The sequence below is a fragment of the Peribacillus sp. Aquil_B1 genome (genome assembly GCF_022603275.1).
GTDB lineage: Bacteria > Bacillota > Bacilli > Bacillales > DSM-1321 > Peribacillus.
The window spans coordinates 681,083-694,244 of sequence record NZ_JAKXEE010000002.1 but is presented as its reverse complement, the minus strand read 5'-3'; the positions used below and the strand labels follow the sequence as shown (position 1 = coordinate 694,244).

General features: G+C 41.3%; 15 protein-coding genes and 1 riboswitch. Of the genes, 9 read left to right on the top strand and 6 right to left on the bottom strand.

Annotated elements, in window-relative coordinates; genetic code table 11:
* The first annotated feature begins 154 nt into the window (after positions 1 to 154).
* From MPH60_RS17120 to MPH60_RS17105, 5 genes are all read left to right on the top strand, one after another.
* The gene (locus tag MPH60_RS17120; protein WP_241593646.1) at positions 155 to 898 is read left to right on the top strand and encodes a metallophosphoesterase family protein; all 744 of its coding nucleotides are present in this window, start codon (positions 155 to 157) and stop codon (positions 896 to 898) included.
* 98 nt (positions 899 to 996) lie between these two features.
* The gene (locus tag MPH60_RS27825) at positions 997 to 1,128 is read left to right on the top strand and encodes a hypothetical protein (protein WP_272492837.1); all 132 of its coding nucleotides are present in this window, start codon (positions 997 to 999) and stop codon (positions 1,126 to 1,128) included.
* A 208-nt stretch (positions 1,129 to 1,336) separates the two neighbouring features.
* A complete protein-coding gene (locus MPH60_RS17115) occupies positions 1,337 to 2,263 on the top strand; it encodes a cation diffusion facilitator family transporter (RefSeq protein ID WP_241593647.1) in 927 nt (308 codons plus the stop codon).
* Positions 2,264 to 2,537: 274 nt separating this feature from the next.
* Entirely contained in the window at positions 2,538 to 3,227 is a 690-nt protein-coding gene (locus MPH60_RS17110; RefSeq protein WP_241593648.1) for a response regulator transcription factor, read from the top strand.
* On the top strand, positions 3,217 to 4,647 hold the full coding sequence (locus MPH60_RS17105; RefSeq protein WP_241593668.1) for a HAMP domain-containing sensor histidine kinase: 1,431 nt from the start codon (positions 3,217 to 3,219) through the stop codon (positions 4,645 to 4,647). Before MPH60_RS17110 ends, MPH60_RS17105 begins: the two co-directional genes overlap by 11 nt.
* A gap of 55 nt (positions 4,648 to 4,702) precedes the next feature.
* Here MPH60_RS17105 and spx read toward each other — a convergent pair whose 3' ends face one another.
* Positions 4,703 to 5,098, bottom strand: coding sequence for a transcriptional regulator Spx (spx, locus tag MPH60_RS17100; RefSeq protein WP_034314875.1), 396 nt, complete (start codon positions 5,096 to 5,098; stop codon positions 4,703 to 4,705).
* 247 nt (positions 5,099 to 5,345) lie between these two features.
* Between spx and modB the strand changes: the two genes are divergently transcribed.
* Positions 5,346 to 5,999 (top strand): molybdate ABC transporter permease subunit, encoded by a 654-nt coding sequence (gene modB / locus MPH60_RS17095; protein WP_241593649.1) that lies wholly within the window; start codon positions 5,346 to 5,348, stop codon positions 5,997 to 5,999.
* Here the strand turns inward: modB and MPH60_RS17090 are convergent.
* The gene (locus MPH60_RS17090; protein ID WP_241593650.1) at positions 5,961 to 6,446 is read right to left on the bottom strand and encodes a GNAT family N-acetyltransferase; all 486 of its coding nucleotides are present in this window, start codon (positions 6,444 to 6,446) and stop codon (positions 5,961 to 5,963) included. The genes modB and MPH60_RS17090 overlap by 39 nt on opposite strands.
* Positions 6,447 to 6,555: 109 nt before the next feature.
* On the opposite strand from MPH60_RS17090, the gene MPH60_RS17085 reads away from it, so the two are divergent.
* Both MPH60_RS17085 and MPH60_RS17080 read left to right on the top strand, forming a co-directional pair.
* Positions 6,556 to 7,047 (top strand): hypothetical protein, encoded by a 492-nt coding sequence (locus tag MPH60_RS17085; protein WP_241593651.1) that lies wholly within the window; start codon positions 6,556 to 6,558, stop codon positions 7,045 to 7,047.
* A 197-nt stretch (positions 7,048 to 7,244) separates the two neighbouring features.
* A complete protein-coding gene (locus tag MPH60_RS17080; protein ID WP_028393295.1) occupies positions 7,245 to 7,442 on the top strand; it encodes a cold-shock protein in 198 nt (65 codons plus the stop codon).
* A gap of 41 nt (positions 7,443 to 7,483) precedes the next feature.
* Here MPH60_RS17080 and MPH60_RS17075 read toward each other — a convergent pair whose 3' ends face one another.
* The 4 genes from MPH60_RS17075 to MPH60_RS17060 form a co-directional block, all read right to left on the bottom strand.
* Positions 7,484 to 7,651 carry a hypothetical protein gene (locus MPH60_RS17075; protein WP_241593652.1) on the bottom strand — a complete coding sequence of 56 codons (168 nt, stop codon included), beginning with the start codon at positions 7,649 to 7,651 and terminating at the stop codon, positions 7,484 to 7,486.
* A 113-nt stretch (positions 7,652 to 7,764) separates the two neighbouring features.
* Entirely contained in the window at positions 7,765 to 8,202 is a 438-nt protein-coding gene (locus MPH60_RS17070) for a flavodoxin domain-containing protein (RefSeq protein WP_241593653.1), read from the bottom strand.
* Positions 8,174 to 9,226, bottom strand: coding sequence for a ribonucleotide-diphosphate reductase subunit beta (locus MPH60_RS17065; RefSeq protein ID WP_137023613.1), 1,053 nt, complete (start codon positions 9,224 to 9,226; stop codon positions 8,174 to 8,176). Before MPH60_RS17065 ends, MPH60_RS17070 begins: the two co-directional genes overlap by 29 nt.
* A gap of 45 nt (positions 9,227 to 9,271) precedes the next feature.
* Positions 9,272 to 11,569 (bottom strand): ribonucleoside-diphosphate reductase subunit alpha, encoded by a 2,298-nt coding sequence (locus MPH60_RS17060; protein WP_272492838.1) that lies wholly within the window; start codon positions 11,567 to 11,569, stop codon positions 9,272 to 9,274.
* Between the two features lie 138 nt (positions 11,570 to 11,707).
* Positions 11,708 to 11,888: riboswitch (cobalamin riboswitch) on the bottom strand.
* A gap of 293 nt (positions 11,889 to 12,181) precedes the next feature.
* Here MPH60_RS17060 and MPH60_RS17055 point away from each other — a divergent pair.
* Complete coding sequence (locus MPH60_RS17055) at positions 12,182 to 13,111, top strand: manganese-dependent inorganic pyrophosphatase (protein WP_133348980.1); 930 nt, start codon at positions 12,182 to 12,184, stop codon at positions 13,109 to 13,111.
* Positions 13,112 to 13,162: the final 51 nt, after the last annotated feature.

Below are 13,162 nucleotides of genomic sequence, written 5' to 3'. Positions count from 1 at the left end.
ACTTCATACTATGTATTCTAGGCCGAAGTGTTTGCTTATTCATAAAAAATGGGCGTGGGCAAATCAGGGGAATAAGCCCGAATATTTTTTTGATTTCATTATAAATGTTATAATATACCATGTGGAATGTGGGGGAAGGGAGCTGAACTAAGTCATGAAAGTTGCCATTATAACGGATGTGCATGGTAATGCTTCAGCGTTAAAAGCCGTTCTTAGGGATATTGATCAAAGAGAAGATATAGATCGTCTCTATTGTTTGGGGGATATGGTCGGGATTGGCCCGGATACTAATGAAGTCCTTGAAATTTTATTTTCAAGAAATGATGTATCGATGATAACTGGAAATCATGATGAAGCTGTCCTGGCCATCGTTAACGGGGAGCCACATCCGGACGGTCATATTCATGTTAAGGAGCATCATGAATGGATAGCTGAAAGGATGCATTGGAAATTCATAAATCAATTGGGAAAATTGCCTCGAACCATACATCATATCATTAATGATCACTCCATTTACTTCACCCATTATCACATGGAATCGAAGAAATTGGATGAGCACATAAGCCAAAATCCATTTAGTAAAATCGTTGAACCGAATTTAAGTAACTTAGAAACGCTTTTCAAAGATCAGCATCACGATTTAATCGGATTTGGACATCATCATCCTATCCACCTTTTTAAAAATGACCGAACGATATTCCTGAACCCTGGTTCTCTTGGCTGTAATGGTGAACCAGTTGCTCCTTATGCGATTGTTGCGATTGAAAATACCGGCATTCAGGTAAAGCTTGAAAAAGTCGCCTATGATAATACATCTTTCCTGTCATCGTATCAAAGCTTACAAGTCCCAGAGCATGAATTCATTATACGTGCCTTCCATGGCGGCCAGCAGTTCTAGGACGTTTGAAAAAGATGAAGTATGGGGAAATGTTGAGCATAAAGGTACATGCCTGTGGATACGATAATAGGCAAACTCAACAAATCTGGAGGTAGGTCATGAAGGAAAAGGAACAGGTAGTAAATCAAGAGCAGGAAGAGATGGAGCGGCACAGTTTTGTCTGTAATGATGAATTGTTTAATAAGGATCTGTACGCCATTGTAGATGATACGATGCAAGAGGAAGGATAAACGGGAAAAACGCTGCAGGTAATGTCTGTAGCGTTTATTTTTACTTTGAAATGGCTGAGGCCTGAATTTTGGATTTTCGTAAAAGATCACGTCCTCCTGATTCCAACACTCTTTTTATAGCCAGTAAATCCCGGAAGTGAATCATTTGAAACCATTCTGGATTTATCCCATACTATATATAAGTTTCAAATCCGAGAGGAGGGATGGCATGGGACATCATCATGGTCACTCCCATGATCATGGGCACGGACACCACCACCATTCTAATAATAAAAAAGCCTTGCTGGCATCTTTCTTATTAATTTCCACATTCATGATCGTCGAGGTCATTGGCGGATTCTTGACAAATAGTCTGGCTTTACTGTCGGATGCAGGTCACATGCTTAGCGATGCTGCAGCTTTAGGACTTAGTTATACAGCGATAAGGTTGGGGGAAAGGAAAGCGACACCGTCCAAATCGTTTGGATATAAACGGTTTGAAATCATTGCTGCTTGTTTGAATGGATTGACCTTGATCGTCATATCCGTATTCATTTTCGTAGAGGCAATTAAGAGGTTCCTGAATCCCCCTGAGGTGCAAAGCTTGGGAATGCTAATGATTTCAATCATCGGCTTACTTGTTAATATCATTGCGGCCTGGATTTTAATGAGCGGGGATAAGGAAGATAATCTGAATGTACGGAGTGCTTTTTTGCATGTTATTGGTGATATGCTTGGATCAGTGGGTGCCATTGCGGCCGCACTTTTGATTTATTTTTTCGATTGGGGAATTGCAGATCCGATTGCGAGCGTCATAGTCGCGATTTTAATCATTATCAGCGGTTTTAGGGTAGTGAGGGATTCTTTCCATATCTTGATGGAGGGCACACCAGACCAAGTCGATATGGATGAAGTGAAAGCATCCTTGATGGAATTGGATGGTGTATCCGATGTCCATGATCTCCATATCTGGACGATCACCTCTGGCTTTTTGACAATGAGCTGCCATGTTGTCATAGATGAGAGCGGTAATCACGATTCAGTTTTAGCAGAAGCGCAAAAAATACTTCATGATCAGTTTGGAATTGAACATAGCACGATCCAAGTGGAAAGACAGGAAGCGGGCTGTCCGAATCCACACGAGACATGTAATTGAAAAGGGCTGGCTCAGTTTAGAGCCAGCCTCTTAAGAATGTATAAGGACATCATAGTTTTTTTCTGGATGATTATTATGACCATGCAGAATCATTCCTGTTAAAATGAATCGAGGTCACTTACACAAGGTTACGATGTGAAAACATCGGTTAATTTTACTGCGAACATAATCCTGACACATAAAAATGGTAAGATTGAAGGAAAATGCTTGGGCTTTTTAATAGTTAGCATATATAAAATGATTTCACTATAATTCAGGAAGGAGGAATCCATCAATGAAGAAAATTCTTGTAGTAGAAGATGAAATCGCCATATCGATGGTATTGAAAGCATATTTGGAGCGGGAAGGTTTTGATGTAGTCCAAGTTTACGATGGGCTAAAGGCCATTCCGGTGTTTGAAGAAATGAAGCCAGACCTTGTCCTGCTTGATGTCATGCTGCCTGGTAAGGAAGGTTGGGATATACTGAAGGAAATCCGGGAGGACGATACATGTCCGGTTATCATGTTGACTGCACTGACAGATGTCGATTACAGATTATCGGGATTTAAGTCAGGTGCGGATGATTACATCTCCAAACCCTTTGTTGCCGAAGAAGTGGTGGCCCGGGTGCATGCCGTTTTAAGAAGATCATCATCGGTTGTTACGGAAGATGGTCATGTACATCAATTTGGGAGTTTAACCATCGATGATCTGTCTTACATGGTGCATTTGAATGGGGAAGAGATAAACTTGACGCCGCGTGATTTGTCGCTGCTTGTTTTTTTCGCTAAGCACCCTAATCAAATTTTTACAAGAGAGCAGCTGCTTGACCAAGTGTGGGGCATAGATTATGACGGCAGTGACCGTGCGGTGGACCTGGCGATCAAACGAATCAGGAAGGCGATAGATGCATGGCCTGTAACTGAGGGGGAAATAAAAACATTGCGTGGATTGGGGTATCAATTGAGTGTCTATGAAAACTAAAAAAAGAACCACTTTACAACGCTATTGGACAAAGAGGTACGTATTGACCTTGATTTCAGGTTTGATATTATTGTCTGTTTTTTCCTTATGGTGGATGGAAAAAACGGCTTTGGAATATAGGCTCAGCCTTCTAAAATACTTAGCTGATGAAACATCCGATCGCGCGATTAAGGAAAATGGCCAGATTGTCGTTGGCCCGATCCTTTCGGAAATTGTTGAGGAAAGGGAGAAAATACTCCATCTCAACCAACAGCCAATCATCTATATCGTCGATCCCGATGCCACCATCATATATACGATGCCACAATTGTATATCGATCCGGATGAAAATAAACTCCCGGACGTCATCATGAAAAATACGGAGTTAGTCCAGAAGGTCAAGATTTCCGACAACAAAGTATATGTCGTCAAATCCCCCATTACGTTTAACGATGAGACGAGAGGCTGGGTGGTCATTGCCCAGGAAGAGGGGGCATTGAAGGAAATCAACCAAGATCATGGCTTGTTGGCGATCATGATTGGAGGACTTCTGATTCTCGGAACGGGAGTCATTTATTTTCTTTCCAGGCAGATTTCGCGACCCATCCAAGACGTAGCTAACGCCGCTGTCCAGGTTCGTGAAGGCAACTATGATATCCATTTCAAAGAGGAAGAGGAAATCAAGGAAGAAGAAATTTATGAACTGATAGAATCATTTAAGGAAATGACCAATCGATTGAAGGTCATGGAGAAGTTACGGGCGGAATTGCTTGCAGGCGTAACCCATGATTTGAAAACGCCAGTCACTTCCATTAGCGGACTGATACAAGCGGTTAAGGATGATGTCGTTAAGGGAGAGCAAAGTAAGGAATTCCTCGATATTTCCTTAAAGGAAACTCAGCGTTTACAAGGTATGATAGAGGATTTACTCAATTATAATGCCATATCGGCAGGCGCTTTTAAAATCCGGGTGCAAAAAGAGAATATCAATATATTCATCAAGGAAATTGCCTATCGCTGGCAGGTGACCCAGGATGATGATCAAGCTTTCGCTTTTGAGATAAAAGTTCCTGATGAACCGGTCTTTGGTCAAATTGATTCATTGCGGATGCAGCAAATCGTCATTAATCTTTTGAATAATGCCAGACATGCACTTGATGGCAAAGGGAAAATAGAGATTCACCTTTATGAAAAGGATGATGAACGAATCTGCATTGATGTACTGGACAGCGGGCGGGGGATCCCCAAACATGAGCAGCAATATGTGTTCGAACCATTTTATCGAGGTGAAAACAAAAAGCTGAAGGTACGTGGGTTAGGTTTGGGACTGCCATTCAGTAAGATGCTCGCAAAAGCGCAAAAGGGAGATCTTGTGCTTAAGGATAGCGATGAACAAGGCACCACCTTCACGATTGTCATAGAGAAAGCGGATAAGATATAAAAAAGGGTTGTCCGATGTAATGGACAACCCTCTTATTATGCAGAATGTTAACTGATTAAGCCAATTGGCTGATTGCACGCCATAATTGTACATGACGGACCTTCCTTGGAAGGAAGCGTCCCATTTCTTCTTCATTGTATCCTGCATGCAAGTTTTTATGGTCGAAAATGATTGGCCGGCGAAGTAAATCCGGGTTATCTTGAATAAGCTTGCAAAGATCATTAAGTGGTGTATTATTTATATCGATATTCAGGCTTTTGAATTTTTTGGAACGGGTTGAGATGATTTCATCTGTCCCGCCTTCCGTTTTACGTAAAATCTCTTTTATTTCTTCTATAGAAAGAGGTTGGGAATATAGGTTACGTTCATTAAAGGAAATTTCGTTCTTCTTAAGCCAAGCTTTTGCTTTACGACAGGCTAAACTGCTTGGGGTAGTATAAATTGTTACCATTAAAATCGACTCCTTCAAAGTTTTCAAGTTTATTGGAATGAAATTATTTTTATATTTGTGATACTCTTACTTTAACGTTCCTTTGTGTCAGCAAGATGTCAAGAAAAATAAACTTAAATGTTATTTTAAAAAGAAAGGGAGAAGATGAAATGGAATCTGCCTTTAATGAAAAAGAAACGGTTATGGTAATCATGCCGAAAAAGTACCTGCATAGGCCGTTATTTAACAGTGATGTGCGGATGGTATCATGACAGGGGATTTTTGGTCACCAGTCAGGCTATCGATACAAGTAGCGGGACTATCGGGTATCCTTGTTTTCATTTTAGGAATTATCCTAGCTCGAATGATGGCTAAAAAGAAATTCAGGGGAAGAGTCCTGTTGGAAACAGCATTTTTATTGCCGCTCGTTTTGCCGCCTTCCGTCGTGGGGTTTTTATTGATTGTGATTTTTGGCAAGAGTGGAATCCCGGGACAATTCATTGAAAGGGTTTTTGAACAGCCCGTGATGTTCACGTGGTGGGCGGCGGTCATTGCATCTACCGTAGTAGCGTTTCCGCTTATGTACCAATCCGCTAAAACAGGCTTTGAAGGTATAGATGAAGAAATTGAAAATGCAGCAAGGGTTGACGGGGCCGGCGAGTGGAGATTATTCCTGAATGTATCCCTTCCATTGGCGGTCAAATCCATCGTCACTGGTGCCATCTTGAGTTCTGCGCGTGCATTGGGGGAATTCGGGGCCACACTCATGTTTGCCGGAAACATTCCCGGACAGACACAAACCATACCGACCGCGATTTATATCGCCATGGACTCCGGGAATATGACATTAGCCTGGCTATGGGTTGCCGTAATCATTGTCATTTCATTCATTATGCTTTTTATCGTGACATACATAAAATGAATGCTGTTTCTCGAATATGCTTATGAAAAAGAGAGGTGCGGCTTCTACGTCCTCTTTATGGATGAATCCGTTTTTTTCATAAAGGTTCCGTGCAGGCAGGTTCATTTTACCGGTCGAAACGGATATCTTTTCCCAGTCGCCGTGTAATTGAAGAGCATGCAGCAGTGCATCCGCGATACCCTGCCGAAAATAATCAGGATGGACGACCATCCGGCAAATCAGTATTTGACCATTCTCTTTTGTATAAGATATTGCACCCGCTAAGGCACCACCCCTTAAAAAGCATAGAAACGTTTCATGACAATGAATGAATTGTTCATATGTTTCCAATAATGGAGGGATATCGGCAAAGCCGATCATATCCGCTTCCACCTTATAGGATTCTTTCTGAAGTTTAAAAAGCTGCCGGCCATAATCGGAGTCCAGGTCCCGAATTGTGATGATCAATCAAATCACCCCCTTTCATTACATTATAATGGAAGTGGGAGATTATTGTTTCCAATCAGTCTATGTTATAATCGACAAACAATATGAACTAATGAAATGAGGAAGAAATTTGTTAACATTTGAAGAAAAATTGAGCATCATTGAAACTTTTCCGGAATTACAGCGAAAAGACGTTTCATTGGGACGTGTGAACTTCCATTATCCAGATAGCGTCCAAGAGAAAAAAATCGTCGTTCAGCACTTGCATCCCAATGGAAATGGATTCGTTTACGCAGGGCATATGAGAAAAAAAGACACTGACCGTAAAGGGTTTATCAATATACGTGACTATAATGAAGCCGAATTGAAAGAAATTATCCAAAAAAGCGTGGATTACCTATCTGAACCTCCGGTTGAATTCGAAGAAGAGGAAAACGAGTTCGCTAGGTTGGAAGGGGCATGGATTGGCCCTGAAAAGCAAGAGCTTACACTTGAAAGGGAAGACCTGCTTTGGAATGTTTATTCAGGGTCGAATCTTGAAGAATGTTTCGAGAGTCCAGTAGAGGCGGAGCGCTACTTATTGGACGAAGGCTTCCGACAAAGCAAGAAGAGGAATATGTAGAATTTTAGGATAATTTGTCGGTTGATTTACTGCGATAATCTTGTTTTTTTAGGATTTCCCATGATATAATATGAGTAATTATTTTTGTTCGGAAAAGTTTGATAGAAGGATTTACTGTAATAGGATTCCTCTTGAAACATTATCCAGAACCAAAAATAGTAATAAAATGGATTTTTCCAAACACAGGAGGAACTATCATGGTACAAGGTAAAGTAAAATGGTTTAACGCAGAAAAAGGTTTCGGTTTCATCGAAGTTGAAGGCCAAGACGATGTATTCGTACATTTCTCAGCTATCCAAGGAGAAGGCTTCAAAACGCTTGAAGAAGGCCAAGAAGTTTCTTTCGAAATCGAGCAAGGCGCTCGTGGACCACAAGCAGCTAACGTTCAAAAATAATTGAACGCATATAAAAAAAAGACTCCGATTCTGGAGTCTTTTTATTTTTCTTTTATTTCGGCGATTTCCTTTAATGCTTTGTCCAATTTTTCTTCGATCCGTTTAGAACGATTAAAATGCCCTGACAGGAAAAACACGATGAATATAATGAATACTGCAAGCACTAGCATAAAAAGGATAGGAAGGAACTGGGTAATGTTTTCTGTCATTGGATATTATCTCCTTTTTTCTTCCATTATACTTCATGCTTACGGCTGCTATGATAGAGGGAGTCAAGTTTTTTTAAAAAAGGGGATATGCGAACATGCATATCCCCTTTCATTCAGTCCTGGAATAGAGAGACGAACTTTTGAAGTCTGGGCAAGTCTGATTCTTGATACATCTGTTCTATCTTCAATGTCACCAATAACTGGCTCTTGGCAAATAACATGTCCCGGAAATGATCGACCGCCCCACAAAAATGATGATAGTTGGTTTCACCAGTGCCGAAGACTCCCGTTTTCAGATGAGCAATAGGCAACTGTTCCAGTTCTTTATAAAGGGCTGCTGATTTAGCGGGAAGCTCTCCATTGCCCCATGTATAGGTGCCGACGATCAATGCATCGTAATCCGGCAATGTACGTAAATCGAAATCATTCATTCGAAATAGGAAAGCTTCAGGTAAAAGGGAAGCGAGGGCTTCAGCAAGCGCTTTTGTATTGCCGCCGGCAGAATGATAGACAATGGCAACTTTACAGCTCATCGAACCCATTGCTGGCATTTACTTGACTGTATGTCCTTGACTTCTGTTCGAAGAAATCGGTTTTGGTAAGTCCGATTGATTCATCATCGAACGTTTTGATCCATGGCATCGGGTTCTCGCCATATTCTTTATACAAATTTTCAAGGCCTAGCATACGTAATCGTTTGTTGGCGATATATTCAATGTACTCATTGAATTCTTCCAAATCAAGATCGGCTTTGGTTTGGATATCTTCGAGCATATATTCAGACCATTCCTTTTCGAGTTCGACTGCTTTTTCAATCGTTGTATAGATGAACTTCGTGTTTTCTTCATTATTTAACTCAGGATATTCATACATCAAGATTTGAATGAGCATGCCAATGAAATCGAAATGGACCATTTCATCGCGATGAATATAGGATATCATCGTAGCGGAACCGGTCATTAGATTTTGGCGTCCTAAATTATAATAAAAGGCGAAAGCCAGATAGAAATAAATCCCCTCAAGGTTCGTTGAATGGATCAGTGCCTCGAATAAATGCTGTGGGCTGGGATCGTCCACGAACGTTTGATAAGCATCAACGATCGGTTGGTTACGCTTAATCACTTCAGGATGCTCTTTGATGCGGTCGAAAAGCTGTTTTTGCTTGCCTACCGGAATCAAGGAAGCAAGGATATAGGAATAAGACTCATTATGGATTGATTCCTGCTGGGCCATGTTGGCCAGGATAGCTTTTGCCGCCGGATCTTTGATGTACCGAAGGATTTCTACTAATGTTGGCGTTTGAAGACTGTCCATTCCAGCAATCATCGTAAGGATATCGAGAAAAGCATCCTGGATATCTTCGTCCAATTCGCCCCACTGTTTTTTATCCTGAATCATGTTCACGCTCGAAGGCTTCCAAAAGTTATTGATGAGCTGTGTATAGGTATCATAGAATTTTTCATACTGAATATCATTCCAAAGGAGGAAGCCTGAAGCTTCTCCTTTGAAAACGCCGGTTGCCTTGGTTGGATGCGTCGGTTCGAGCATCCGAATTTTTTTGATATGATTGGTCATTCGTGAAAACTCCTTTAAGAATAGATTACTGGGTCATGAATGTCGTTAACTTGAACAGCTTTCGCAGGCATTGTCATATTCGGAAGAAGTCGAACGAACATAATACGTTGATTTCAACCCGCTTTCCCATGCCGTTAAATGGATATCCAACAGGACCTTCGCTTTGATTGTATTGTGTACATACAGATTAAAGCTGATTGCTTGGTCAATATGGCGTTGTCGGGCTGCATTTTGCCTGATGCTTTCCAGTTGGTCCAAATTGAAACGCGTTTTTTTATAATATTCATACGTATTTGGCGTCAAGCCTGGTGCGGTCACCTTGAATTTGAAGTTTTTCTTTTCTTCGTAAAATTCAATTTCATACAAAGGGTCGATGCCATCCGTGGAATTACCGATTTTGGCTGTCGATGAATTGGGGGCAATCGCCATTAAATATCCATTACGGGTCCCGTGTTCCTGCACGTCTGCTTTTAAATCCATCCATTTTTGATCTGTATAGTCACGCAGGTCGAAATAGTCCCCTGTATGCCAATCAGATCCTTCAAAATATGGGTACGATCCTTTTTCCTTGGCCAATTCGTTGGATGCCTTGATTGTTAAGTAAGCGATTTTTTCGTATAAAGCATCGGCATATTGAACAGCCTCATCGGATTCCCAATAAATATTCTGTGTGGCAAGTAAATGGTGCCATCCAAACGTTCCTAAACCAATTGCCCTGTAACGTTTATTCGAGATGGATGCTTGTTTGACAGGAAGATTATTCACATCAATGACATTGTCCAGCATTCGGATCTGAATGGGAATCAATCTTTCCAAAACATCGCTGCCCACCGCTCGTGGCAAGTTAATGGATGAAAGGTTGCAGACAACGAAATCGCCGCTTTTACGAACTACAACAACATCTCCATCTTCTGTTTCATATTCATCCGTGATCGTCGAAGGGCTTAGGTTTTGGGCAATCTCCGTACAAAGGTTAGAACAATAAATCATACCTTTATGTTTATTGGGATTTTTCCGATTCACTTCATCGCGGTAGAACATATACGGTACGCCTTCTTCTAATTGAGAAATCATGATGCTTTTCATGATGTCCATCGCATTGATTTTTTCAAAGCTATAGTTTGGAAGCGTGCCATTTTCTGCGGCCTCGACAGCAAGTGCATAATGATTCCTGAAGCTTCCTTCGCCTTTCTTCTCGTCATAAAGATCTTCAAGTGAAAATCCAAGGGTTTGCTTAACGGTATGCGGATCGAAAAGATACCATTCTTTTCTGTCGCGTACAGCCTCCATGAATAAATCCGGTATGCATACGCCTGTAAAAATATCATGGGCTTTTAATCTGTCATCCCCGTTTTGTGTCTTTAAATCGAGGAAGCTCATGATATCTTTATGCCAGGCATCCAAGTAAATCGCGATGGCACCTTTACGTTGACCCAATTGATCGACGCTTACAGCTGTCTGGTTGAATAGTCGAATCCAGGGCGTCGTGCCGGAACTGTTTCCAGAGAAGCCCCGGATATCAGAACCAAGCGAGCGAACCTTACCAACGTAAAGGCCGACACCGCCGCCGAATTTAGATACTTTTGCTGCATCATAGTTTGATAGATAGATGCCGTCAATGGAATCTTCAATTGCGTCGATAAAGCAAGAGCTTAACTGTCCATGTGTTTTACCTGCATTGGAGAGTGTGGGAGTCGCAACGGTCATATAAAGGTTGGACATGGCCCAGTATGCTTCTTTTATAAGTTGCAGGCGGTGCTCCGTTTTTTCCATTCGCATGATTTCCATCGCGATGATCATGAAACGTTCTTGCGGCAGTTCGTAGACCTTGTCCTTTTTTGGGCGGGCCAGATAGCGGTCGTTCAATAAGTAGATGCCTATGTAAGAGAATAATTTATCTTTTTCCGGGTCGATCACCGAACCCAATTCCTCAATTTCCGCTTTTGTATAGGAAGATAGCAGTTCTGGTTTATAAATTGGATAACGCTGACCTTCCGAAAGCTGGGAGAGTTCTGTGATCAGCTCATAGAATGGGCCATAGCTCTCGCCTTCATAACCTCGATTGGCTTGTGCATCCCTATACATTGTATTCAACAGTTCTGCTGCAGCAACGAATGTCCAATCCGGAGCATCGATATCCACACCTTCAAGAGCGAGCTGAATCAGTTTTTTTGATGCCTGTTCTTCGGTTGAGTCACTTTTGCGATCAAGCCATTTTGTAAAACGCTTTTTGAACTTTTCCATATCGAGACGGCCTTCGAATTCCTTCGATAACATCTCAAGCTGGATGGATTTCGATTCTGTGTCATTTTCACTTATGGTAGAGTTATATGTTTGAGTCATTAATAATCCTCCTTGTTAACTTCCGCTAAAATAAAAAAACCGCCCAAAGAATTGAGCGGATCAAACGATAGAATAAAGGAGCCATGAAAAAATAGCCGTTATACTATCGTTTCATCATCTCAATCCCCGAAGAATAAGAAACGTGAAAAATTCAAGGCAGGTCTCCTGACTCATGATCATCCTACTTTGAGTCCTTCCCGTATAAAGATCTATACAGTGGGTTTCTCATTTCGTCACATTTACAGTTGCGGGGACAGTTCCGGGTTTACACCGGATTCCCTTTTCAGCCATCACTGGCACCTTGGATTATAATAAATTCTATATATAGTTATTGGTGTTGTTTATGTAATCAATATCTAGTATTTCTGCTTATATTATCGTAAGCCATATACGATGATAATTCAACTAATATATTTGAAAAAAACCAACCCTTATCTATTGACAAAGTGATGGCAGAGGGTGAAGTAATGAAAGATTTTATTGAGGAATGGATAATTCAAGCGCTGATTTTACGCGATTTTGTGTTAAAATAAAGTGTCTAGTAAAGATGGCTCTCCCTTATTGCGGTGAGGGGATTCGCGGAAAAATATTTATGAAAAAGGGGATAAAATCTTGGAAAAAGTATTAGTTTTTGGACATAAAAACCCGGATACAGACACAATCTGTTCAGCAATCGCTTATGCAGACCTGAAAAAGCAGTTAGGTATCAACGCTGAACCAGTTCGTCTGGGTGAAGTGAATGGTGAAACTCAATATGCATTGGACCAATTCAAATTCGATGCTCCCCGTCTTGTGGAAAAAGTTGCAGGGGAAGCTGATGGCGTAATCTTGGTCGATCATAACGAACGCCAGCAAAGTGCTGAAGATATTGACCAAGTACGTGTGTTGGAAGTTATCGACCATCACCGTATCGCTAACTTCGAAACGAGCGATCCTTTATATTACCGTGCGGAACCAGTTGGCTGTACGGCAACCATTTTAAATAAAATTTATAAAGAAAACGGCATTGAAGTTCCTAAAGCAATCGCAGGTCTTATGCTGTCTGCCATCATTTCCGATTCTTTATTGTTCAAATCACCTACATGCACGGAACAAGACGTTGCAGCAGCTATGGAATTGGCTGCCATTGCGGGTGTCGACGCCGAAACATATGGCTTGGAAATGTTGAAGGCAGGAGCTGACTTGAGCGACAAAACGATTGCTCAGCTTATCACTCTTGATGCAAAGGAATTCTCCATGGGAATGGCTAAAGTGGAGATAGCACAGGTCAATGCTGTTGATCCGAACGAAGTCCTTGCCAAGCAAGCTGAATTGGAAGCGGCGATTGAAGCGGTAATCGCTGTGAAGGAATTGGACTTATTCCTATTCGTCGTAACGGATATCCTGACTAATGATTCTGTTGCCTTGGCTCTTGGTAAAGCAGCTTATGCAGTGGAAAAAGCATACGACGTTTCATTAAACAACAACATCGCCGTCTTAGAAGGCGTTGTATCGCGTAAAAAACAAATTGTGCCGGTCTTAACGGACGTATTCAGCAAGTAATAAATGAAAAGGGATGCTCATTATAAAAAATTTTGGGCATCCTTTTTTTTG

What these genes read in the sequence shown, in the direction of transcription:
- MPH60_RS17075 (WP_241593652.1), bottom strand. Translation starts at nt 7,651, where the DNA reads ATGACAGAAAACATTACCCAGTTCCTTCCTATCCTTTTTATGCTAGTG.
- MPH60_RS17065 (WP_137023613.1), bottom strand. Translation starts at nt 9,226, where the DNA reads ATGACCAATCATATCAAAAAAATTCGGATGCTCGAACCGACGCATCCA.
- spx (WP_034314875.1), bottom strand. Translation starts at nt 5,098, where the DNA reads ATGGTAACAATTTATACTACCCCAAGCAGTTTAGCCTGTCGTAAAGCA.
- MPH60_RS17105 (WP_241593668.1), top strand. Translation starts at nt 3,217, where the DNA reads ATGAAAACTAAAAAAAGAACCACTTTACAACGCTATTGGACAAAGAGG.
- MPH60_RS17120 (WP_241593646.1), top strand. Translation starts at nt 155, where the DNA reads ATGAAAGTTGCCATTATAACGGATGTGCATGGTAATGCTTCAGCGTTA.
- MPH60_RS17070 (WP_241593653.1), bottom strand. Translation starts at nt 8,202, where the DNA reads ATGCCAGCAATGGGTTCGATGAGCTGTAAAGTTGCCATTGTCTATCAT.
- MPH60_RS17110 (WP_241593648.1), top strand. Translation starts at nt 2,538, where the DNA reads ATGAAGAAAATTCTTGTAGTAGAAGATGAAATCGCCATATCGATGGTA.
- MPH60_RS17060 (WP_272492838.1), bottom strand. Translation starts at nt 11,569, where the DNA reads ATGACTCAAACATATAACTCTACCATAAGTGAAAATGACACAGAATCG.
- MPH60_RS17080 (WP_028393295.1), top strand. Translation starts at nt 7,245, where the DNA reads ATGGTACAAGGTAAAGTAAAATGGTTTAACGCAGAAAAAGGTTTCGGT.
- modB (WP_241593649.1), top strand. Translation starts at nt 5,346, where the DNA reads ATGACAGGGGATTTTTGGTCACCAGTCAGGCTATCGATACAAGTAGCG.
- MPH60_RS17115 (WP_241593647.1), top strand. Translation starts at nt 1,337, where the DNA reads ATGGGACATCATCATGGTCACTCCCATGATCATGGGCACGGACACCAC.
- MPH60_RS27825 (WP_272492837.1), top strand. Translation starts at nt 997, where the DNA reads ATGAAGGAAAAGGAACAGGTAGTAAATCAAGAGCAGGAAGAGATGGAG.